This is a genomic window from Nocardioides dongkuii (assembly GCF_014127485.1).
GTDB classification, from domain to species: Bacteria; Actinomycetota; Actinomycetes; order Propionibacteriales; family Nocardioidaceae; genus Nocardioides; species Nocardioides dongkuii.
Map to the genome: position 1 here is coordinate 1280622 of NZ_CP059903.1, position 20690 is coordinate 1301311.

The window sequence follows — 20690 nt, forward strand, 5'->3', positions numbered from 1 at the left end:
CGCTTTCTCCACAGCCGGTCTGGGGAGAACCCGGACACAAGCGCCGACTCGGCGTCTTTGCGGGGTCAGGGGAGGGCGTCGAGGGCCTGGAGGAGGTCGGCCCAGAGGTCCTCGACGTCCTCGATGCCGACGGAGAGGCGGACCAGGGCGTCGGGGATGGTGGCCGGCTCGGACTTCCACCGGCGGCGGCGCTCGAAGGTGGACTCCACGCCGCCGAGGCTGGTCGTGTAGACCCACAGGCTGGTGCTGTGCGTGAGCAGGTCGGCGGCCAGGGCGCCCCCGGCGAGCACGATCGAGACGATGCCGCCGAAGCCGGGGTAGCGGACCTCGGCGACCGCCGGGTGGTCCGCCAGGCGTACGGCGAGCTCGGTCGCGTTGGCCTGGGCCCGCTCCACGCGCAGGTGCAGGGTGCGCATGCCGCGGAGGGTGAGCCAGGCCTCGAACGTGCCGGGCACCGCGCCGAGCAGGTCGCGGCGGCCCTTCAGCACGCCGTACAGGTCGTCGTCCGCCGTGACCAGCGCCCCCATCAGCACGTCGCTGTGACCGGAGAGGTACTTGGTCGCCGAGTGCAGGACGATGTCGGCCCCGAGCTCCAGCGGCTTCTGCAGCAGCGGGGTCGCGAAGGTGTTGTCGACCACGACGTACGCCCCGGCCTCCCGCGCGGCGGCCGCGATGGTCTCGACGTCGGCGACCTCGAGCGCCGGGTTGGTCGGCGACTCCAGCCAGACCAGCGCCGCGTCGTCGCAGGCCGCGACGAACGCCTCCGTGTCGGTGACGTCGACGAGCTCGGTGGTGATCCGCCCCCGGGCCTCGAGGTCGCCGAGCTGCACGATGGTCCCGTTGTAGGAGTGCGCGGGCGCCACCACCTTGGCGCCGTTGCCGACGAGGTCGAGGACCACCGAGACGGCAGCCAGCCCCGAGGAGAAGGCCAGCGCCCGGCCGCCCTCGAGCGCGCCCAGCGCGGACTCGAAGGCCTGCCACGTCGGGTTCCCCCACCGGCCGTACTCCCGCTCGCCGCCGCCGACGAACGTCGAGGCCATGGTGATCGGGGTGTTCAGGGGCTCGTCGGCCAGGTGCGGCGGGCGGCCGGCGTGGACGGCGACGGTCGAGGGCTGGAGGGCGTCGGACATGGTCACAGACTATGGTCGGGCTCCATGATCCCCCTGACCCTGGCGGAGGTCGCCGCCGTCGTGAGCGGCGAGGTGGCCGGCGAGGGTGCCCGGGTCGCCATCACCGGACCGGTCGTCATCGACGGGCGCGAGGCCGCCCCGGGCAGCCTGTTCGTGGCGTTCGTCGGCGAGCAGAGCGACGGGCACGACCATGCGGACCAGGCCGCCGAGCAGGGCGCCGTCGCGGTGCTCGGCAGCCGCCCGACGGCGCTCCCGACCGTGGTGGTCGACGATCCGCGCCGCGCGCTCCAGCAGCTCGCGGCGTACGTCGTGGCGCAGGTACGCCGGGTCGGCGACCTGTCCGTGGTCGGGATCACCGGCTCCCAGGGCAAGACCTCGACCAAGGACCTGCTCGGGGCCGTGCTCGGCCACGCCGGTCCCACCGTGGTGACCCGCGGGTCGTTCAACAACGAGCTCGGGATGCCGCTGACCGCGCTGGGGGTCGAGTCGGACACCCGGTTCCTGGTGCTCGAGCTCGGGGCCCGCGGGCGCGGCCACATCGCCGAGCTGGCGCGGCTCGTGCCGCCCGACGTCGGCGTCGTCCTCAACGTCGGTCAGGCCCACGTGGGGGAGTTCGGCTCGCAGGACGCGATCGCCGTCGCCAAGGGTGAGCTGGTCGAGGGGCTGGCCGAGGACGGCACGGCGGTGCTCAACGCCGACGACGCCCGGGTCGCCGCCATGGCCGCGCGCGCCACGGGACGCGTCGTCACCTTCGGCCGCGACCAGCCGGCCGACGTCCGCGTCGAGGAGCTGCGGCTGGACCGGCTCGGCCGGCCGTCCTTCGTGCTCGCCACCGCCCAGGACCGCGTCCCGGTCAGCCTCCAGCTGGTCGGCGCCCACCAGGCCCTCAACGCCGCCGCCGCGGCGGCCGCGGCCCTCGTCCTCGGGATGAGCCCCGCGCAGGTCGGGGAGGCGCTCTCCGGCGTCACGACCCTCTCGCAGTGGCGGATGGAGCTGCGCGAGCTGCCGAGCGGCGTGACCGTCCTCAACGACTCCTACAACGCCAACCCGGACTCGATGCGGGCCGCGCTGGACGCCCTCGCCGCCATCGGCGCCGACCCCGCGGTGCGCCGCACGGTCGCCGTGCTCGGCGAGATGCGGGAGCTCGGCGGGACCAGCGAGGACGAGCACGCCGGGATCGGGGCGTACGCCGTGGGCCTGGGCGTCGACCGGCTGCTGGTCGTCGGCGAGCCGGCGCGCGGCATCGAGCGCGGTGCCGAGGGGTGCGGCACGACCGAGACCACGTTCGTCGCCGACAACGCCGCGGCGGTCGACTGGCTCCGCGAGCACGTCGGTCCCGGGGACGCCGTGCTGCTCAAGGCCTCGCGAGGGGCGCGCCTCGACGAGGTCGCCGCCACCATTCAGTAGCATCGGGGATCATGGCCGACGCTTCCCCCGACCCGACCACCCCGCCGCGTCGGAAGGTCCGGGTCGCCCTGCTCTTCGGCGGCCGCTCCGGCGAGCACGGCGTCTCCGCCGCCACCGCGGCCGGCGTGATGAAGGCCATCGACCGGGACAAGTACGACGTCGTCCCGGTCGGCATCACCCGCGACGGGCAGTGGGTGCTGGCGTCGGACGACGCGAGCCGGTGGGAGCTCACGTCCGGCGGCCTGGCCGAGGTCACCCCCGAGTCCGGCAAGGAGCTCGTCGGTCTCACGGACCTGGGCGAGGTCGACGTCGTCTTCCCGCTGCTGCACGGCCCCTTCGGCGAGGACGGCACGGTCCAGGGCATGCTCGAGCTCGCCGGCATGCGCTACGTCGGCGCCGGCGTGCTGGCCTCCGCGGTCGGGATGGACAAGCAGTACATGAAGCTGGTCTTCGCCGCCCACGGCCTCCCCGTCGGCCCGTACGTCGTGGTGCAGCCGCAGGAGTGGGAGCACCGCCGCGCCGAGGTGGTCGACCGGGTCATGGATCTGAAGTTCCCGGTGTTCGTGAAGCCGGCACGCGCCGGCTCCTCCCTCGGCGTGACCCGGGTCGACGACGTGGGCGCGCTGGACGACGCCATCGAGGAGGCTCGCTTCCACGACCCGAAGGTGCTCGTGGAGCAGGGCATCGAGGGGCGGGAGATCGAGTGCGCGGTGCTCGGCGGGCGCGCCGGCGCGCCGCCGCGCGCTTCGGTCGCCGGCGAGATCGTGGTCGACCACGACGCCGCGGCGTTCTACGACTTCGACGAGAAGTACCTCAGCGGCTCCCACAGCCGCACCGAGGCCCCGGCCGACCTGCCCGACGAGGTCGGGGAGCGGGTGCGGGAGGTGGCGGTCCGGGCGTTCGAGGCGATCGGCGCCGAGGGCCTCTCCCGCGTCGACGTCTTCGTGACGCCCGAGGGCGAGGTCGTCGTCAACGAGATCAACACGATGCCCGGGTTCACGCCGATCTCGATGTACCCCAAGCTGTGGGAGGCCTCCGGGCTGTCCTACCCCGCGCTCATCGACGAGCTGATCCAGCTCGCCCTGGAGCGCCCCGTCGGCCTGCGCTGACCGGCGGCCGGGCGCTCAGCGCTGCAGCGCCCGCACCAGCAGGGCGCGGCCGACGGCGCCCAGCGAGGTGCCGCTGGCGGTGCAGGCGTAGGGCAGCACGGAGGTCTCGGTGACGCCCGGCGTGATCGCCGTCTCGAGGAGCACGAAGGTGCCGTCGGGGGAGACGATGAAGTCGGAGCGGGACAGGTCGCTGAGGCCCAGCACGCGGTGCGCCTCGCGGGCGACCTCGCCGAGGCGGGTCGTGAGCTCGTCGGGCAGGTCGGGGGTCAGCAGCGAGACGAACTCGGCGGTGTAGCGCGCGCTGAAGTCGAACTCGTGGCCCTTCTCGTACTCGATCTCCACCGGCGCCAGCGAGGTCAGCCCGTCGGGGCCCTCGAGGCACACGACGCTGACGTCGACGCCGTCGTGGAACCGCTCGACGATCGCGTCCTCGCAGTAGGCGTAGGTCTCGACGAGGGCGGACGGCAGGGCGCCCAGCCCGTCGACCCCGGTCACGCCGAGGGCGCTGCCGCCGCGGGCGGGCTTGACCACCACGCGGGCGCCGAGCCGGTGCATGACGTGCTCCATCAGCGCCGTGGCCCCGATGTCGCGGAAGGTGGTGGCCGACAGGGCGACCCCGGCCGGCACCGGGATCCCGGCGCGGTGCAGCAGCTCGCGGGCCGTGCCCTTGTCCCACGCGACCCGGCAGGCGTGGCTGCGCGACCCGACGTACGGCAGGTCGATCAGCTCCAGCAGCGTCTGGATCTCGCCGTCCTCGCCGAACTGCCCGTGCAGGACGGGGAAGGCCGCGACCACCTTGTCGCGCTCGAGCGCGTGCAGCAACTGGCGGTCGAAGTCGTAGGCGTGCGCCTCGACGCCCGCCGCCTGCAGCTCGCGGACCAGGTTGCGGCCGCTGGCGAGGGAGACGTCACGCTCGTGGCTGAGGCCTCCGGCGATCACGGCCACCGGTCCGGGGAGCTCCTCGGTCGTCATGGGAGGAGCGTCCCACACGGCACCGACGGCGCCGACGGCCCGCGGGAGCGACCTCAGATGTGGACGACGGGGCAGGTCAGCGTGCGGGTGATGCCGTCGAGGGTCTGCACCTTGGCGACGACCAGCTTGCCGAGCTCGTCGACGTTGCGGGCCTCCGCGCGGACGATGACGTCGTAGGGGCCGGTGACGTCCTCGGCGAGGGTGACGCCCTTCACCTGGGCGATCGCGGTCGCGACCTCGGCGGCCTTGCCGACATCGGTCTGGATCAGGATGTACGCCTGGACGACCATCGTGTTCTCCCTCGGTGGAGCTCGGTGGGGCTGGTGAACGGGGACCCGCCCAGGGCGAGCCCGGAGCGAAGTCAACCTACCCGGTCCGGCTCGGCTGTCGATAGGCGGCGCAGGTGCCCGCACCCCCGCCCGTCTGGTGGGATGGGGCCATGGCCCTTCCCCCCGACGCGACCCTCGGCGACGCCGGCGAGTTCGCGCTGATCGACGAGATCGTCCGCCTGTTCCCGCAGGGCGAGCACGTGCTCCTCGGCCCCGGTGACGACGCGGCCGTGCTGCGGGTGCGCACCGGCCACGTGGTGGTCTCCACCGACCTGATGGTGGAGGGCCGGCACTTCCGGCGGGACTGGGCCTCGGCCGCCGACGTCGGGCACCGGGCGGCCGCGCAGAACCTCTCCGACATCAACGCCATGGGCGGTACGGCGACCTCGCTCACCGTCGGTCTCGCCGCGCCCGCGGACCTCCCCGTGGCCTGGGCGCTGGACTTCGCCGCGGGCTTCGCGGAGGAGTGCGGCCTGGTCGGCGCCAGCGTGGTCGGCGGCGACTTGACCCGCGCCGACCAGGTCGTGGTCGCGGTCACCGTCCTCGGGTCGTGCACGCAGGCCCCGGTCGTCCGGTCGGGGGCGGAGCCGGGCGACGTGCTCGCGCTCACCGGCCGCCAGGGCTGGGCCGCCGGCGGGCTCGCCGTGCTCGGCCGGGGGTTCCGGTCGCCGCGGGTGCTCGTCGAGGCCTACCGGCGCCCGGAGCCGCCGTACGCCGCGGGGCGGGTGGCTGCGGAGGCCGGCGCGACGTCGATGATCGACGTCTCCGACGGCCTGCTGTCCGAGGCGGGCCACCTCGCGGCCGCCTCCGGCGTCGCGATCGACGTGCGCACCGACGCCTTCGAGGTCCCCGAGCCGCTGGTGGCGGTCGGCGCCGCGGTCGGGGCGGACCCGCTGGGGTTCGTGCTGACCGGCGGCGACGACCACGCCCTGCTCGCGACCTTCCCGGACGCCGGGTCGGTGCCGGAGGGCTGGGCCGTGGTCGGCACCGTCGCCGAGGGGGCGGGCGTCACCGTCGACGGTGCGCCGTACGACGGCCCCACAGGCTGGACGCACTTCTGAGCGCGCCTCGTTCGAGCCTGCGAGGACGAGGAGCCACGCGCCAGGTCGAGTAGCCCCGCGGCTGAGGAACGAAGCCGCGACGGGCGTACCGAGACCGAGGACGCGTCAGCGGACTCCCTGATGCCCGAGGGTCGTCATCGCCGAAAGGTACGAGCGCTGTCCCCGGAGATGGACAAAAGAGAAGGCCCCGACCGCGGACGGTCGGGGCCTCCTCTCACGCGGGGGTCAGCGAGTGACCTTGCCCGCCTTCAGGCAGCCGGTGCACACGTTGAGGCGCTTCGGGGTGCCGTTGACGGTCGCGCGGACGCGCTGGATGTTGGGGTCGAAGCGACGCTTCGTGATCTTGCGCGACCAAGGCCGGTTGTTGCCGAAGCCCGGCTTCTTGGCGCAGATGTCGCAGACGGCAGCCACCGTGAACTCCTGATGGATCGAGGTTTGTGTACTGGTGTGGAATGAGGGGCCCGACCAGCGGGCAACCGCACCAGCGTATCCGACGGTCCGGGGACCCGGCGAATCGAGCAGGGCGCCCGACGTCGGCTGCCGAGACTACCCTTCTGCCACGTCGGTACGACCGGCGGCAGGCGACGAGCAGATCCCCAGCAGACGACAGCGACGGAGAGGACGGCGATGGAGGTCCCCGGCGGGAGCGTCCAGCTCCCGATCGTGCTGCGCTTCGTCGACATCGCCGTCGACGCGCTGGCCGGCGCGCGCGAGGAGATCGACGCGCTGAACGTCTACCCGGTGCCCGACGGCGACACCGGCACGAACATGTACCTCACCGTCTCCGCGGCCCGCGACGCGATCCGCGACGCCACCGGCGGCGGCGACCCGGGCGCCGACCTGGTCGCGGCCCTGGCCGCCCTGAGCCGCGGTGCGCTGCTCGGCGCACGCGGCAACTCCGGGGTGATCCTCAGCGAGATGCTGGGCGCGATCGCCCGCCGGCTGTCCCACGCCCGGCCCGACGAGCGCAACGCGGTGGTGATGGCCGAGGCCCTGCAGCAGGCCACCGACGCCAGCTACGCCGCGGTCGGCACTCCGGTCGAGGGCACGATGCTCACCGTCGCGCGGGCGGCGTCCGACGCCGCGATGGAGGTCGTCAAGGACTCCTCGGTCCGGGCGCGCGACGTGTTCGCCGCGGCCGCGGCCGCGGCGCGGGAGGCGCTGGCACGCACCCCCGAGCAGCTGCGGATGCTGGCCGACGCCGGGGTCGTGGACGCCGGCGGGCGCGGGTTCAGCGTCGTCCTCGACGCGGCCGAGACCGTGCTCACCGGGCGCCGCCCGGTCCCGGTGACCAGCCCGATCGGCACCCGCACCATCCCGGTGCCGCTGGCGACGGGCGCGGGCGCCGACGAGCTGCGTCCCGACGGGCCGTCGTACGAGGTGATGTACCTCCTCGACGCCGAGGACGACCGGGTGCCGGCGCTGCGCGAGCGGCTGGGGCCGCTGGGCGACTCCCTCGTCGTCGTGGGCGGCGAGGGCCTGTGGAATGTCCACGTGCACGTCGACGACGTCGGGGCGGCGATCGAGGCTGGCATCGAGGCCGGCCGGCCCCACCGGGTGCGGGTCACCCACTTCGCCGAGCAGGTCGCCCAGGCCCGGTCGCGGCCCGACGAGGCCCGCTCCGGTCGGCGGATCGTCGCGGTCTCCGCCGGTCCCGGCCTCGCGCGGCTCTTCGAGGAGGCCGGCGCCGTGGTCGTGCCGGGCGGTCCCGGACGCCGACCCTCCACCGGCCAGGTCCTCGAGGCGATCACCTCGTGCGGCGCCTGCGAGGTGGTGCTGCTGCCCAACGACCCCGACTCCGTGCGGGTCGCCCACATCGCGGCGTCCACCGCCGAGGCCGACGCCGACGACGGGCTGCGCGTGGCGGTGATCCCGTCCCAGGCCCAGGTGCAGGGCCTCGCCGCGATCGCCGTCCACGAGCCGGGCCGGGCGTTCGACCAGGACGTGCTCGAGATGACCGCCACCGCCCGGCACGCCCGGCACGGTGCGGTGACCGTCGCGGCCCGCCAGGCGATGACGATGGCCGGGCCGTGCGAGCCCGGCGACGCCCTCGGGGTCCTGGCGGGCGACTTCGTCGTCGTCGGCTCCGACCTGTACGACGTGGCCACCGACGTCCTCGACCGGCTGCTGGGCGGCGGCGGCGAGCTGGTCACCCTGGTGGCCGGCGCGGACGACGCGGAGGGCTCGCTCGCCACCCGGGTCGCCGGGTACGTCGAGCGGCACCACCCCGCCGTCGACGTCGTGGTCTACGACGGCGGCCAGGAGCGCTACCCCCTCCTGGTCTCGGTCGAGTGATCTCCCTCGACTCGCCGATCGCGACCGTCTTCGGCGACCAGACCAAGAAGCGCGACCTCGTCGTCAAGGGGCTCGGCATCGAGACCGTGGGCGACCTGCTGCGCCACTTCCCGCGGCGCTACCTCGAGACCGGCGAGCTGACCAAGGTCGACGACCTCGAGGTCGGCCAGCTGCTGACCGTGGTGGGCCAGGTCGTCAAGAGCGACCTCAACACCTACCGCGACCGCCGCACGGGGAACACGGCGTACCGCCTGGACGTGGTGCTCAGCACCGACGGCCCGACGTTGCGGATGTCGTTCTTCGCCAAGAGCAAGGGCACGGCGCAGTGGCACGCCTCGCGGCTCCCGCGGGGTCGGCGGGGGGTCTTCGTCGGCCAGGTCAGCTCCTTCCAGGGCAGCTGGCAGCTGACGAACCCCAGCATGACCCTCTTCGGCGCCGACGAGGACGGCGTCGAGGCCCCCGACGGGCTGGGCGCGCTGTTCCCGATCTACCCGCTGACCAAGGGGGTGGAGTCGTGGGACCTCCAGCGCGCGGTGACCTTCGCCCGCACCGTCCTCGACGACGTCCCCGAGCTGCTCCCGCTCGAGGTGCGCGAGCGGCAGGGGCTGATCGAGGCGCGGACCGCGCTGAACTGGATCCACGCGCCCGACGACCAGGCCCAGGTCGGAGCCGCGCGCAAGCGCTACCGGTTCGAGGAGGCCCTGGTCACCCAGCTGGTGCTGGGCCGCCGGCGCCGCGCGCTGCAGGCCCAGGGCGCCCGCGCCCGCACCGGCGGCGGGGGACTGCTCGCGGCGTTCGACGCCCGGCTGCCGTTCGAGCTCACCGCGGGCCAGCGCACGGTCGGCGCCGAGATCGAGGCCGACCTCGCGCAGCCGCACCCGATGAACCGGCTGCTCCAGGGCGAGGTGGGGTCCGGCAAGACGCTGGTGGCGCTGCGGGCGATGCTGCGGGTCGTCGACTCCGGCGGGCAGGCCGCGCTGCTCGCGCCCACCGAGGTGCTCGCGCAGCAGCACCACCGCTCGATCACCGCGATGCTCGGCGACCTCGCCGGCGGCGGGATGCTCGGCGGCGCCGCCGAGGCCACCTCCGTCGAGCTGCTCACCGGGTCGATGACCAAGACCCAGCGCACCGCGCCGATGAGCCGGCTCGGCAGCGGCGAGGCCGGCATCGTCATCGGCACCCACGCCCTGCTCGAGGACACGGTGCAGTTCGCCGACCTCGGCCTCGTCGTCGTCGACGAGCAGCACCGGTTCGGGGTCGAGCAGCGCGCCGCGCTCACCGACAAGGCGGGGTCGCCGCCGCACGTGCTGGTGATGACCGCGACGCCGATCCCGCGGACGGTCGCGATGACGGTCTTCGGCGACCTCGAGACCTCGGTCCTCACCGAGCTCCCCGCCGGCCGCGCGCCGATCCAGACCAACGTCGTCCCGCTCGCCGAGCACCCCTCGTGGATGGGCCGGGTCTGGCAGCGGGTGCGCGAGGAGGTCGAGCGCGGCCACCAGGCGTACGTCGTGTGCCCGCGGATCAGCGGCGACGTCCAGGAGGCGGGGGAGAGCGACCAGCTCGACCTCGACGAGGACGGCGCAGCGCGTCCCCCCGCCACCGGGCCGGCCCCGCTGGCCGCGGTCGAGGAGGTCGCGGCGGAGCTGTCCACGGGTCCGCTGGCCGACCTGCGCGTCGCCGTGCTGCACGGCCGGCTGGCGCCCGACGAGAAGGACCGCACCATGCGCGCCTTCGCCGCGGGGGAGATCGACGTGCTCGTCTCCACCACCGTCATCGAGGTCGGCGTCGACGTCGCCAACGCCACGGCGATGGTGCTGCTCGACGCCGACCGGTTCGGCGTCTCCCAGCTCCACCAGCTGCGCGGGCGGGTGGGCCGTGGCGGCCACCCGGGCCTGTGCCTGCTGGTCAGCCGCGCCGAGGGCGGCAGCCCCGCCCGCGACCGCCTCGACGCCGTCGCGTCGACGACCGACGGCTTCGAGCTGAGCCGGGTCGACCTCGAGCAGCGGCGCGAGGGCGACGTCCTGGGGGCGTCGCAGTCGGGCTTTCGCTCCAGCCTGCAGAGCCTGCGCGTGCTGCGCGACGAGAAGACCATCGTCGCCGCCCGCGAGGAGGCCGGCCGGCTCCTCGACGCCGACCCCGACCTGGTCGGCTTCCCCGAGCTGGAGGCCGAGGTCTCCCGCTGGGAGGCGTCGGTGCGCTCCGAGTTCCTGGACAAGTCGTGACGCGCATCATCGGCGGCACGGCCGGCGGTCGGCGCCTGGACACGCCGCGTGGCGCGAGCACCCGTCCCACCAGCGACCGGGTGCGCGAGGCGCTGTTCTCCGCGGTCGAGTCGTGGTGCGGCTCGCTGCACGGGCTGCGCTTCCTCGACCTGTACGCCGGGTCGGGCGCCGTCGGCCTGGAGGCCTGGTCGCGCGGGGCCGGGGTGGTGACGCTGGTCGAGTCCGACCGGCGTACCGCGGCCCTGATCACCGCCAACGCGCGGTCGCTCGGCTTCCCCCGCGCCGAGGTCGTCACGGCGTCGGTGGCGAGCACGCTCCAGCGGCGGCCCGCGGCGCCGTACGACGTGGTCTTCAGCGACCCGCCGTACCCCCTCGACGACGCCGCGGTCGAGGCCGACCTCCGCGCCCTGGTCGACCACGGCTGGCTGGTGCCCGGTGCGCTGGTGGTCCTCGAGCGCTCGGTGCGCAGCCCGGAGCCCGCCTGGCCGCCGGGGCTGCGCGGCGACCGACGGCGCAAGTACGGCGAGACGGTGCTTTGGTACGGTCACGCCGCCGATCCCGACGACCCCGACCACGACCAGGAGTGACCCACGTGCGACGAGCCGTCTGCCCCGGTTCCTTCGACCCCGTCACCCACGGCCACCTCGACATCATCGAGCGCGCGGCGAACCTCTTCGACGAGGTCGTGGTGGCGGTCGGCGTCAACGCCTCCAAGCGCCGCCTGTTCACCGCCGAGGAGCGGATGGGCATGCTCGAGCAGGCCTGCGCCGGGTTCCCGAACGTGCGGGTCGCGGGCTTCAGCGGGCTGCTCACGACGTTCTGCCAGGAGCACGACATCCACGCGATCGTGAAGGGCCTGCGCGCGGTCTCCGACTTCGACTACGAGCTGCAGATGGCGCAGATGAACTCCTCGCTCACCGACGTCGAGACGGTGTTCGTGCCGACCAGCCCGGAGTACTCCTTCCTCGCCTCGAGCCTGGTCAAGGAGGTCGCCTCGTTCGGCGGCGACGTCTCCGCGTTCGTGCCCGGCTTCGTCCTGGCCCGGCTCACGGCCCGCCTCGACGAGGTCGCGGCCCGCCCGCAGGACGCCTGAGCCGGCGTACCCCGCCCGCTGGTTTGGTCGCGGGTCCGTCGGACGGATAGCATTCCCGACGATCTGTTCGTGCCCGGACCCGGAAGTGAACCCCTGACCAGCCTGGACCCGAAAGCGCCGCTCGTGCTCGACACCCGCGAGCTCGGCCGCCGCGCGGGGTCCCAGCACCAGGTGTCGCCCACGGTGCCGGCGCCGACAGATCTGGGCATCGAGGTCCTTCGTGTCCCCGAGGGTGCGCCGGTCGATCTGGACCTGCGCCTCGAGGCGGTCATGGAAGGGGTCCTGGTCACGGGCACGGCGCGAGCCGAGCTCGAGGGCGAGTGCGCGCGGTGCCTGGAACCGATCTCCGAGGAGTTGGAGGTCACGTTCCAGGAGCTGTTCGTGTACGACGACTCACGTGACGCGGACCTCGACCGGGAGGATGACGACGTCAGCAAGCTGGAGGACGACCTGCTCGACCTCGAGCCGCTGCTGCGGGACGCGGTGGTGCTCGCACTGCCGTTCCAGCCGCTGTGCCAGGACGACTGTCCCGGGTTGTGCCCCGAGTGTGGGGCCCGGCTCGCGGACGACCCGGATCACACGCACGACGAGCCGATCGACCCTCGGTGGGCCGGACTGGCCGCACTGAAGAACGACGACGACTAGAGATCGAGGCCGGACCCCCGGCCACGGACCAAGGAGAAAACAGTGGCTGTCCCGAAGCGGAAGATGTCGCGCAGCAACACCCGTCACCGGCGCTCGGCGTGGAAGGCTGTCGCCCCCACGCTGGTGACCTGCGCGAACCCCGCCTGTGGTGCCAAGCACCTGCCGCACCGCGCGTGCAGCACGTGCGGCCAGTACGGCGCCCGCGCCGACCGTCGTCAGGTCCTCTGAGCACCCGCAGAGCGTCTGGTCCGGTCCGCTGACCACCTACCCCGAGCTGCGCAGCGCGCTCGGCGATCCCGTCCTGGACGCCGAGCTGCTCGAGCGCGCCCTCACGCACCGGTCCTACGCCTACGAGAACGGCGGGCTGCCCACCAACGAGCGCCTGGAGTTCCTGGGTGACTCGGTGCTGGGCGTGGTCGTCACCGAGAAGCTCTACCGCGCCCACCCCGACCTCTCCGAGGGACGGCTGGCCAAGCTGCGCGCCGCGGTCGTCAACGCCCGCGCGCTCGCCGGCGTGGGCCGGGCGATCGGGCTCGGCGAGCACGTCAAGCTCGGGCGCGGCGAGGAGGCGACGGGTGGTCGCCAGAAGTCCTCGATCCTCTCCGACACCGTCGAGGCCGTGATCGGCGCCGTGCACCTCAGCGGCGGGTTCGAGGCCTCGGCGGACGTCGTGCACCGGCTCTTCGACCCGCTGATCGAGGCGGCGTCGGCGCTGGGTGCCGGCCTGGACTGGAAGACCTCCCTCCAGGAGCTGGCCGCCGAGCACGCGCTCGGGGTCCCCGAGTACGTCATCGAGGACGACGGCCCCGACCACATGAAGACCTTCGCCGCCCAGGTGCGCGTCGGCGACCGGCTCTACGGCAACGGCGCCGGCCGGTCGAAGAAGGAGGCCGAGCAGGCCGCCGCCGAGACGGCGTACGGCGAGATCGCCGCGGCGTACGGCGCCGTCGACCCCGCGGCCGCCGCCGCCGAGGGCGCCGCGGCGTCCACCGCGACCGACTGAGCGGCCGATGCCCGAGCTGCCCGAGGTCGAGGTCGTCCGCGCCGGCCTCGAGCGGCACGTCCTCGGCGCGCGGATCACCCGCGTCGACGTCCTCCACGAGCGGCCGGTACGCCGCGACCCGCGCGGCCCCGCCGGCTTCGTGGCCGCGCTGACCGGCCGCCGGATCGACGGCGCCCGGCGCCGCGGCAAGTACCTCTGGCTGCCGCTCGACAACGGCGACGCCCTGCTCGCGCACCTCGGGATGAGCGGGCAGTTCCTCGTCCAGCCGCCCGATGCCCCCGACGAGCGGCACCTGCGCGTCCGGCTGGCGCTCGACGGCGCGGCCGAGGGGCGCCCCTTCGATACGGCTCGTCCCTCGCCTACTCAGGACAAGGAGGCCCGCTTCGTCGACCAGCGGATGTTCGGGGGCCTGTCGGTGTCCGCCGGCGGCGCCGAGCTGCCTCCGGAGATCGCGCACATCGCCCGGGACCCGCTCGACCCGGAGTTCGACGACGACGCGTTCGTGGCCCGGGTGCGCAAGCGCGCCTCCGGGGTCAAGCGGCAGCTCCTGGACCAGGGACTGGTCTCGGGGGTCGGCAACATCTACGCCGACGAGGCGCTCTGGCGGGCGCGCCTGCACGGGGAGCGGCCCGGCACCCGGCTCACCGCCGCGCAGGTCCGCGAGCTGCTCGGCCACGCCCGCGACGTGATGAGCGAGGCGCTCGGCCAGGGCGGCACGTCCTTCGACGCCCTCTACGTCAACGTCAACGGGGAGTCGGGCTACTTCGACCGGTCCCTGCACGCCTACGGGCGCGAGGACGAGCCGTGCGACCGGTGCGGGACGCCCGTGCGCCGGGTCGCCTTCATGAACCGCTCGTCGTACTTCTGCCCGCGCTGCCAGCCGGCGCCGAGGCGGCCCCGGACGACGTCCCCGACGCCGCCCGTCCTGGATTGACCGGGAGGTCCCTCGGTGGGACTCTTGAAGACGGTCCGACAGAGCGGGCCGACCATCGACATGCGGAAGGTCCACTCATGGCCAAGGCACTGATCGGCCACCTGAACAGGGACCTCCGGACCCCCACGCGGCTGGTCGCCGAGAACGCCCGGCTGCGGGCGCGCGTGGGTGAGCTCGAGGCGCTGGTCCTCAGGCTCTCGGAGGACAACGACAGGCTCGTCGCGGCCCGCGCCGCCGACCTGCTCGACATCAAGACGGCGTCCCTGCAGGAGATGCAGCCCGCCTGACCGGCCCCGTCCCCGGACGGGCTCCCCGGGCGGACCGCCCGGAGCGGGTACGCTCGGCGTCGCTGAGCTTCCCCCGCGCAGTGCTGCGACCCCGCACGCTCCGCGTCCGCTCGACCGCCCACCGGTGAGGGAGCCCCGTTGTACCTGAAGAGCCTGACCCTGAAGGGGTTCAAGTCCTTCGCCTCCTCGACCACCCTCCAGCTCGAGCCGGGCATCACCTGCATCGTGGGGCCCAACGGCTCGGGCAAGTCCAACGTCGTCGACGCGCTGGCCTGGGTGATGGGCGAGCAGGGCGCGAAGTCGCTGCGCGGCGGCAAGATGGAGGACGTCATCTTCGCCGGCACGTCGGGCCGGCCGCCGCTGGGCCGCGCCGAGGTGGTGCTCACCATCGACAACGCCGACGGCGCGCTCCCGATCGAGTACGCCGAGGTGACGATCAGCCGGACCATGTTCCGCAGCGGCGGGTCGGAGTACGCCATCAACGGCAGCTCGTGCCGGCTGCTCGACGTCCAGGAGCTGCTCTCCGACTCCGGCATCGGCCGCGAGATGCACGTGATCGTCGGGCAGGGCCAGCTCGACACGATCCTGCACGCGACCCCCGAGGACCGCCGGGGGTTCATCGAGGAGGCGGCGGGCGTCCTCAAGCACCGCAAGCGCAAGGAGAAGGCGCTCCGCAAGCTCGACTCCACCGAGGGCAACCTGACCCGGCTCGGCGACCTGCTCACCGAGATCCGCCGCCAGCTCAAGCCGCTGGGGCGCCAGGCCGAGGTCGCGCGCCGGGCGGCGACCGTGCAGGCCGACGTGCGCGACGCCCGGGCCCGGTTGCTCGCCGACGACCTGGTGCAGGCGCGCACCGCGCTGGAGCAGGAGATGTCCGACGAGACGATCCTGCTCGAGCGGCGCGAGCAGGTGGAGGCCGCGACCACCGCGGCCCGCGAGCAGGAGGCGGCGCTCGAGGCCGCGCTCCGCGAGGACCTGCCGGCGCTCTCGCGCGCCCAGGACACCTGGTTCGCCCTGTCCGGGCTGCGCGAGCGGCTGCGCGGCACCCAGTCGCTGGCCGCCGAGCGGGTCCGCAACGCCGCTGGCACCGCCGAGACCGAGCTGTCCTCGGGCCGCGACCCCGACGAGCTGGAGCGGCAGGCCGAGCAGGTCCAGGCCCAGGAGGAGAAGATCGGGGCCGAGGTCGACGGGCACCGCACGGCGCTCGAGCAGGCGGTCACCGCGCGGAAGGCGGCCGAGGACGCCGCCGCGGAGGAGGAGCGCCGGGTCGCTGGGCTGCAGCGGGCCGCGGCCGACCGGCGGGAGGGGCTGGCCCGGCTGCACGGGCAGGTCAACGCGCTGCGCTCCCGCGCCGCCGCCGCCGACGAGGAGGTCGGCCGGCTGGGCCTGGCCCGCGAGGAGGCGGTCGCGCGCGCCGAGCGCGCGCAGCGCGACTTCACCGCCCTGGAGACCAGGGTCGCCGGGCTGGACGCCGGCGAGGAGGGCCTCGACGCCGAGCACGAGGCCGCGGTCGGCGCGCTCGACGACGTCGAGGAGCGGCTGGCCAAGGCGCGCGACGAGGCGCTGCAGGCCGACCGGGACCGCTCCACCCTCGCGGCCCGCAAGGACGCGCTCGAGATGGGCCTGGCGCGCAAGGACGGCGCCGGCGCGCTGCTGGCCGCCACCGAGGACGTCTCGGGACTGCTCGGCTCGGTCGCGGCGCTGCTCAGCGTGCGCAGCGGGTTCGAGACCGCCGTCGCCGCCGCGCTCGGCTCCGCCGCCGACGCGGTCGCGGTCACCGGCGCCGACGCCGCCGCCGACGCGATCGGCCACCTCAAGAGCGGCGAGCTCGGCCGGGCCGGGATGCTGCTCGGCGGGGCGCCGTCGGCCGGCCTCCTCGACGACCGGGACTGGCCCGGCCTGCCGGCCGGGGCGACGTACGCCGTGGACGCGGTGGAGTGCCCCGACCCGCTGGCGCCCGCCCTCGCCCGGCTGCTGTTCAAGGTCGCCGTCGTCGACGACCTGGACGCCGCGCGGGCCCTCGTCGCCGAGGCCCCCGACGTCACCGCGGTCACGCGCGAGGGCGACGTCATCGGCACCCACTTCGCCTCCGGCGGGTCCTCGGACCAGCCGAGCCTGATCGAGGTGCAGGCCGCGGTCGACGAGGCGACCTCGATGCTCGCCGAGGCGGTCGCGGCCAGCGAGCGGCTCGGGTTCGACATCAGCCGCCTCGAGGCCGAGCGGCTGGAGGCCCAGAAGCGGGCCGACGTCGCGCTCGCCAAGCTGCACGAGTCCGACGCCACCCTCGCGGCGGTCGCCGAGGAGCTCGGCCAGTACGGCTCACAGGCGCGCGCCGCCCGCGGCGAGGCCGACCGCCTCACCACGGCCATCGCCGCCGCCGAGGAGGCCCGCGCCCAGGCGATCGCCGGCCTCGCCGACCTCGAGGCGCGGCTCGCCGGCGCCGAGGACGCGCCCGACGAGGAGCCCGACACCACCGTCCGCGAGCAGCTCGCCGAGGCGGCCCGCGCCGCCCGCCAGGCCGAGATGGACGCCCGCCTCGCCCTGCGCACCTCCGAGGAGCGGGCCCGGGCGCTGCACGGACGCGCCGACTCCCTGCGCCGCACGGCGCGGGGTGAGCGGGAGGCCCGCGCCCGGGCCGCCGAGCGACGCGAGCGGCTGCTCCGCGAGGGGCGCGCCGCCGAGGCGGTCGGCCTCGCCGTCGCCCACGTCCTCGCCCGGCTCGAGGTGTCGGTGCACCGCGCGGCCGAGGCCCGCGCGGCCGTCGAGGCAGCTCGGGGCGGCCGCGAGCAGCAGCTGCGCGACGTCCGCGTCCGGCTGCGGGACCTGGCCCGGGAGCACGACGAGCTGGTCAGCTCGGTGCACCGCGACGAGATGGCCCGCACCCAGCAGCGGATGCGGATCGAGCAGCTCGAGGAGCGCGCGATCGAGGAGCTGGGGCTCGCCCCCGACGCCCTGGTCGGCGACTACGGCCCCGACCAGCCGGTGCCGGTCGCCGCCGACCCCGACGCCCCCGAGGACGCCGAGCCGCCCGCGCCGGTGCCGTTCGTCCGCGAGGAGCAGCAGAAGCGGCTGCGGTCCGCGGAGAGGGCGCTCGCGATGCTCGGCAAGGTCAACCCGCTCGCGCTCGAGGAGTTCTCGGCCATGGAGGAGCGGCACAAGTTCCTCACCGAGCAGCTCGAGGACCTGCGCCGCACCCGCAAGGACCTGCTCGACATCGTCCGCGAGGTCGACTCGCGCGTGCAGCAGGTCTTCACCGAGGCGTACGCCGACGTGGAGCGGGCCTTCGACGCGACCTTCGCCCGGCTCTTCCCCGGCGGCGAGGGGCGCCTGGTGCTCACCAACCCCGACGACATGCTGACCACCGGCATCGAGGTCGAGGCGCGGCCCGCCGGCAAGAAGGTCAAGCGGCTCTCGCTGCTCTCCGGCGGCGAGCGCTCCCTGGTCGCGGTCTGCTTCCTGGTCGCGCTCTTCAAGGCCCGGCCCTCGCCGTTCTACATCCTCGACGAGGTCGAGGCCGCCCTCGACGACACCAACCTCGGTCGGCTGCTGGAGATCTACGAGGAGCTCCGCGAGAGCTCCCAGCTGCTCGTCATCACCCACCAGAAGCGGACCATGGAGGTCGGCGACGCGCTGTACGGCGTGACCATGCGCGGCGACGGTGTCTCCGCGGTCATCAGCCAGCGCCTCCGGGAGGCCGAGCCCGCATGAGCGACCGACCCACCCGCGACGACTACGTCGCGTGGCGCACCGTCACGACCCGCTGGCGCGACGACGACGCCTACGGCCACCTCAACAACGCGACGTACTACGAGCTCTTCGACACCGCGGTCAACGCCCACCTCTACGAGGAGACCGGGCTCGACGTCCGGTCCCTGCCGCAGATCGGGGTGGTGGCCGAGACCGGCTGCCGCTACTACCGCGAGCTCGGCTTCCCCGCCCCGATCGAGACGGGCCTGGTGGTCGACAAGGTCGGCCGGTCGAGCATCGTCTACCGGATCGGCCTGTTCCAGGGGGACAGCCCCGAGGCGGCCGCCGAGGGCCGGTTCGTGCACGTGTACGTCGACAACACCGTCCCCGAGCGCCCGGTCGCCCCGATGCCCGACGAGATCCGCGCCGTCGTGACCCGGCTGCTGTCCCCGACGGCGGCCCCGCCGCCCTAGGGGCGTGGATCAGGACGTGGTCTCGGGCGTGGTCTCGGGCGCGGTCGGCCGGCGGAACGAGATCCAGGTGTGCCCGAAGTAGGTCGCCACGACCACGAGGGCGAGCGCGACCACCTGGCCGGGGAGCACCGGCAGCCCGGCGACCTCGACGAGCACCGGCAGCAGCAGCGAGTTGAGCGCGAGCGACGCGGCCTGCACCCCCACGAACCGCACCAGGTCCAGGAGCACCCTGCCGCGGACCCGGAACACGAACCGGCGGTGCAGCACGAAGCCCAGGGCGCTGCCGATCGTGTAGGCGATGATCAGGGCACCAAGGTAGTGCAGGACATCGCCCCACCACAGGTAGAGCAGCGCGAAGGCGACCAGCCCGACGGCGGTGTTGAGCCCGCCGACGATGAGGAACCGGATCTCCGGGCGGGCGAGCAACCGCCCGAGCCACGCCAGGGGAGCGACAGTCCCTCCCCGATCCACGCCGTCACGGTACGGCACCGAGGCGGAGGTCACGAAGGTCACCACCGCCTCCCGGTGTGGGTGCCGGATCGGCCGCGCCGGTGTGGCACCGTCGAACGCCGGATCGACCGGTCCTGCTCCACGTGTTCTCGGGAGGACACTCGTGCTCTACATCGTTCTGGCCATGATCGTCGTCGTGGTGATCGCCGCCGCCGTCGTCGTGTACGCCGCCTACCCCCACCGGGGCGAGGAGGTGCCGACGGCGCCCTGGCTCGGCAAGGCGATGACCCGGGCGGTCGGCCGGCTGCCGACCATCACCCAGGAGGAGGGCGACCGGCACCGGGAGGACCAGCGGGGCTGAGGCCACCGGCACGGCCCGACCCGACGTACTGATTGGATGGAGGCATGGAAGCCCTCTCGATCATCATCCTGGTCATCGCGCTGGCCGGGCTCGCCCTGGTGGCGACCGTCGCGGGCCTGGTGGTCACCCGCCGGCGCAAGCCGGGGGTGCTCCCGAACACCCACACCGACGTGCTGGGCGCCCCGCCGGTCGAGGGCCAGCCGCCGGTCGAGCTGAGCTCGCCGCCGGCCACGATCGAGCCGGGCGTCGACGCCGTCGACGCCGCGGAGGCGGCGACCGCCCCCGCGCTGGAGCGGCCCGAGGGCACCGCGTCCCGCCTGGTGCGGCTGCGCCAGCGGCTCGCCGGCTCGCAGGGCGGCCTGGGCCGGGGGCTGCTCGCGCTGCTCAGCCGCGACCGCCTCGACGAGGACACCTGGGAGTCGATCGAGGACACCCTGCTGACCGCCGACCTCGGGGTCGCGCCGACCCAGCAGGTCGTCGAGGCGCTCCGCGCCCGGCTGCGGGTGGAGGGCGGCTCGGCCGCCGAGGCGCGCGCGGTGCTGCGCGAGGAGCTGTTGCGGCTGGTCGACCCGTCCATGGACCGGCGGCTCCAGGTCAGCGGCGCCGACGGCGCTCCGGGCGTGGTCCTGGTCGTGGGCGTCAACGGCGCCGGCAAGACCACCACGGTCGGCAAGATCGCCCGGATCCTGGTCGCCGAGGACCGCAGCGTGGTGCTCGGCGCCGCCGACACGTTCCGCGCCGCCGCGGTCGACCAGCTCGCGACCTGGGGCGAGCGGGTGGGCGTCGAGGTGGTCCGCGGCCCGGAGGGCACCGACCCCGCGAGCGTCGCCTTCGAGGCGGTCAAGGAGGGCGTCGGCCGGGGCGTCGACACGGTCATCGTCGACACCGCCGGACGGCTGCAGAACAAGGCCGGGCTGATGGACGAGCTCGGCAAGGTCAAGCGGGTCATCGAGAAGCAGTCCCCGGTCACCGAGGTGCTCCTGGTGCTCGACGCGACCACCGGCCAGAACGGCATGATCCAGGCGCGGGTCTTCAGCGAGGCCGTCGCCGTGACCGGCATCGTGCTGACGAAGCTGGACGGCTCGGCCAAGGGCGGCATCGTGGTCGCGGTCCAGCGCGAGCTCGGCGTGCCGGTCAAGCTGGTCGGCCTGGGGGAGGGCGCCGACGACCTCGCGCCCTTCGACGCGGGCGCGTTCGTCGACGCCCTGCTCGGCTAGCCCGCGGGCCGG

The 20690-nt window shown here is 74.4% G+C and carries 21 protein-coding genes; 16 read left to right on the forward strand and 5 right to left on the reverse strand.

The window, feature by feature from the left end:
• Positions 1 to 65 precede the first annotated feature (65 nt).
• A complete protein-coding gene (locus H4O22_RS06225; protein WP_182526158.1) occupies positions 66 to 1130 on the reverse strand; it encodes a trans-sulfuration enzyme family protein in 1065 nt (354 codons plus the stop codon).
• A gap of 24 nt (positions 1131 to 1154) precedes the next feature.
• On the opposite strand from H4O22_RS06225, the gene H4O22_RS06230 reads away from it, so the two are divergent.
• Positions 1155 to 2537, forward strand: coding sequence for a UDP-N-acetylmuramoyl-tripeptide--D-alanyl-D-alanine ligase (locus tag H4O22_RS06230; protein WP_182526159.1), 1383 nt, complete (start codon positions 1155 to 1157; stop codon positions 2535 to 2537).
• 11 nt (positions 2538 to 2548) lie between these two features.
• Positions 2549 to 3646: a D-alanine--D-alanine ligase family protein gene (locus H4O22_RS06235; protein WP_182526160.1), complete on the forward strand. Its 1098-nt coding sequence runs from the start codon at positions 2549 to 2551 to the stop codon at positions 3644 to 3646.
• Positions 3647 to 3661: 15 nt separating this feature from the next.
• On the opposite strand, the gene H4O22_RS06240 is transcribed toward H4O22_RS06235, so the two are convergent.
• The gene (locus H4O22_RS06240) at positions 3662 to 4618 is read right to left on the reverse strand and encodes a D-alanine--D-alanine ligase family protein (protein WP_182526161.1); all 957 of its coding nucleotides are present in this window, start codon (positions 4616 to 4618) and stop codon (positions 3662 to 3664) included.
• A gap of 53 nt (positions 4619 to 4671) precedes the next feature.
• Positions 4672 to 4908 (reverse strand): Lrp/AsnC family transcriptional regulator, encoded by a 237-nt coding sequence (locus H4O22_RS06245; RefSeq protein ID WP_090852901.1) that lies wholly within the window; start codon positions 4906 to 4908, stop codon positions 4672 to 4674.
• A 149-nt stretch (positions 4909 to 5057) separates the two neighbouring features.
• On the opposite strand from H4O22_RS06245, the gene H4O22_RS06250 reads away from it, so the two are divergent.
• Positions 5058 to 6008: a thiamine-phosphate kinase gene (locus H4O22_RS06250; protein WP_182526162.1), complete on the forward strand. Its 951-nt coding sequence runs from the start codon at positions 5058 to 5060 to the stop codon at positions 6006 to 6008.
• 225 nt (positions 6009 to 6233) lie between these two features.
• Here H4O22_RS06250 and rpmB read toward each other — a convergent pair whose 3' ends face one another.
• Entirely contained in the window at positions 6234 to 6419 is a 186-nt protein-coding gene (gene rpmB, locus H4O22_RS06255) for a 50S ribosomal protein L28 (RefSeq protein WP_011756723.1), read from the reverse strand.
• 216 nt (positions 6420 to 6635) lie between these two features.
• Here rpmB and H4O22_RS06260 point away from each other — a divergent pair, with 216 nt between their 5' ends.
• From H4O22_RS06260 to H4O22_RS06310, 11 genes are all read left to right on the forward strand, one after another.
• A complete protein-coding gene (locus H4O22_RS06260) occupies positions 6636 to 8303 on the forward strand; it encodes a DAK2 domain-containing protein (RefSeq protein WP_182526163.1) in 1668 nt (555 codons plus the stop codon).
• Positions 8300 to 10528: an ATP-dependent DNA helicase RecG gene (locus tag H4O22_RS06265; RefSeq protein WP_182526164.1), complete on the forward strand. Its 2229-nt coding sequence runs from the start codon at positions 8300 to 8302 to the stop codon at positions 10526 to 10528. The genes H4O22_RS06260 and H4O22_RS06265 overlap by 4 nt, the downstream gene beginning before the upstream one ends.
• The gene (rsmD, locus tag H4O22_RS06270) at positions 10525 to 11115 is read left to right on the forward strand and encodes a 16S rRNA (guanine(966)-N(2))-methyltransferase RsmD (RefSeq protein WP_182526165.1); all 591 of its coding nucleotides are present in this window, start codon (positions 10525 to 10527) and stop codon (positions 11113 to 11115) included. The genes H4O22_RS06265 and rsmD overlap by 4 nt, the downstream gene beginning before the upstream one ends.
• 5 nt (positions 11116 to 11120) lie before the next feature.
• The gene (gene coaD, locus H4O22_RS06275; protein WP_182526166.1) at positions 11121 to 11621 is read left to right on the forward strand and encodes a pantetheine-phosphate adenylyltransferase; all 501 of its coding nucleotides are present in this window, start codon (positions 11121 to 11123) and stop codon (positions 11619 to 11621) included.
• A gap of 123 nt (positions 11622 to 11744) precedes the next feature.
• Positions 11745 to 12266, forward strand: coding sequence for a YceD family protein (locus tag H4O22_RS06280; RefSeq protein ID WP_244963127.1), 522 nt, complete (start codon positions 11745 to 11747; stop codon positions 12264 to 12266).
• Between the two features lie 42 nt (positions 12267 to 12308).
• Entirely contained in the window at positions 12309 to 12494 is a 186-nt protein-coding gene (rpmF, locus tag H4O22_RS06285; protein WP_182526167.1) for a 50S ribosomal protein L32, read from the forward strand.
• Positions 12415 to 13269 carry a ribonuclease III gene (rnc, locus tag H4O22_RS06290; RefSeq protein WP_182526168.1) on the forward strand — a complete coding sequence of 285 codons (855 nt, stop codon included), beginning with the start codon at positions 12415 to 12417 and terminating at the stop codon, positions 13267 to 13269. The genes rpmF and rnc overlap by 80 nt, the downstream gene beginning before the upstream one ends.
• A gap of 7 nt (positions 13270 to 13276) precedes the next feature.
• A complete protein-coding gene (gene mutM / locus H4O22_RS06295) occupies positions 13277 to 14203 on the forward strand; it encodes a bifunctional DNA-formamidopyrimidine glycosylase/DNA-(apurinic or apyrimidinic site) lyase (RefSeq protein WP_182526169.1) in 927 nt (308 codons plus the stop codon).
• A 77-nt stretch (positions 14204 to 14280) separates the two neighbouring features.
• Positions 14281 to 14490, forward strand: a complete 210-nt coding sequence (locus H4O22_RS06300) for an MreC domain-containing protein (RefSeq protein ID WP_182526170.1) — start codon at positions 14281 to 14283, stop codon at positions 14488 to 14490.
• Between the two features lie 138 nt (positions 14491 to 14628).
• Complete coding sequence (gene smc, locus H4O22_RS06305; protein ID WP_182526171.1) at positions 14629 to 18198, forward strand: chromosome segregation protein SMC; 3570 nt, start codon at positions 14629 to 14631, stop codon at positions 18196 to 18198.
• Positions 18195 to 18650 (forward strand): acyl-CoA thioesterase, encoded by a 456-nt coding sequence (locus H4O22_RS06310; protein ID WP_182526172.1) that lies wholly within the window; start codon positions 18195 to 18197, stop codon positions 18648 to 18650. Before smc ends, H4O22_RS06310 begins: the two co-directional genes overlap by 4 nt.
• Positions 18651 to 18659: 9 nt before the next feature.
• On the opposite strand, the gene H4O22_RS06315 is transcribed toward H4O22_RS06310, so the two are convergent.
• Complete coding sequence (locus H4O22_RS06315; protein ID WP_182526173.1) at positions 18660 to 19121, reverse strand: GtrA family protein; 462 nt, start codon at positions 19119 to 19121, stop codon at positions 18660 to 18662.
• Positions 19122 to 19284: 163 nt separating this feature from the next.
• On the opposite strand from H4O22_RS06315, the gene H4O22_RS06320 reads away from it, so the two are divergent.
• Both H4O22_RS06320 and ftsY read left to right on the forward strand, forming a co-directional pair.
• Positions 19285 to 19461, forward strand: coding sequence for a hypothetical protein (locus H4O22_RS06320; protein ID WP_182526174.1), 177 nt, complete (start codon positions 19285 to 19287; stop codon positions 19459 to 19461).
• Positions 19462 to 19505: 44 nt separating this feature from the next.
• Positions 19506 to 20678, forward strand: coding sequence for a signal recognition particle-docking protein FtsY (ftsY, locus tag H4O22_RS06325; protein WP_182526175.1), 1173 nt, complete (start codon positions 19506 to 19508; stop codon positions 20676 to 20678).
• Positions 20679 to 20690 lie beyond the last annotated feature (12 nt).

Coding starts and splice junctions, on each gene's coding strand:
- H4O22_RS06225 (WP_182526158.1), bottom strand. CDS start 1,130: ATGTCCGACGCCCTCCAGCCCTCGACCGTCGCCGTCCACGCCGGCCGC.
- H4O22_RS06300 (WP_182526170.1), top strand. CDS start 14,281: ATGGCCAAGGCACTGATCGGCCACCTGAACAGGGACCTCCGGACCCCC.
- mutM (WP_182526169.1), top strand. CDS start 13,277: ATGCCCGAGCTGCCCGAGGTCGAGGTCGTCCGCGCCGGCCTCGAGCGG.
- H4O22_RS06260 (WP_182526163.1), top strand. CDS start 6,636: ATGGAGGTCCCCGGCGGGAGCGTCCAGCTCCCGATCGTGCTGCGCTTC.
- H4O22_RS06250 (WP_182526162.1), top strand. CDS start 5,058: ATGGCCCTTCCCCCCGACGCGACCCTCGGCGACGCCGGCGAGTTCGCG.
- ftsY (WP_182526175.1), top strand. CDS start 19,506: ATGGAAGCCCTCTCGATCATCATCCTGGTCATCGCGCTGGCCGGGCTC.
- H4O22_RS06320 (WP_182526174.1), top strand. CDS start 19,285: ATGATCGTCGTCGTGGTGATCGCCGCCGCCGTCGTCGTGTACGCCGCC.
- H4O22_RS06240 (WP_182526161.1), bottom strand. CDS start 4,618: ATGACGACCGAGGAGCTCCCCGGACCGGTGGCCGTGATCGCCGGAGGC.
- H4O22_RS06310 (WP_182526172.1), top strand. CDS start 18,195: ATGAGCGACCGACCCACCCGCGACGACTACGTCGCGTGGCGCACCGTC.
- H4O22_RS06245 (WP_090852901.1), bottom strand. CDS start 4,908: ATGGTCGTCCAGGCGTACATCCTGATCCAGACCGATGTCGGCAAGGCC.
- H4O22_RS06235 (WP_182526160.1), top strand. CDS start 2,549: ATGGCCGACGCTTCCCCCGACCCGACCACCCCGCCGCGTCGGAAGGTC.
- H4O22_RS06230 (WP_182526159.1), top strand. CDS start 1,155: ATGATCCCCCTGACCCTGGCGGAGGTCGCCGCCGTCGTGAGCGGCGAG.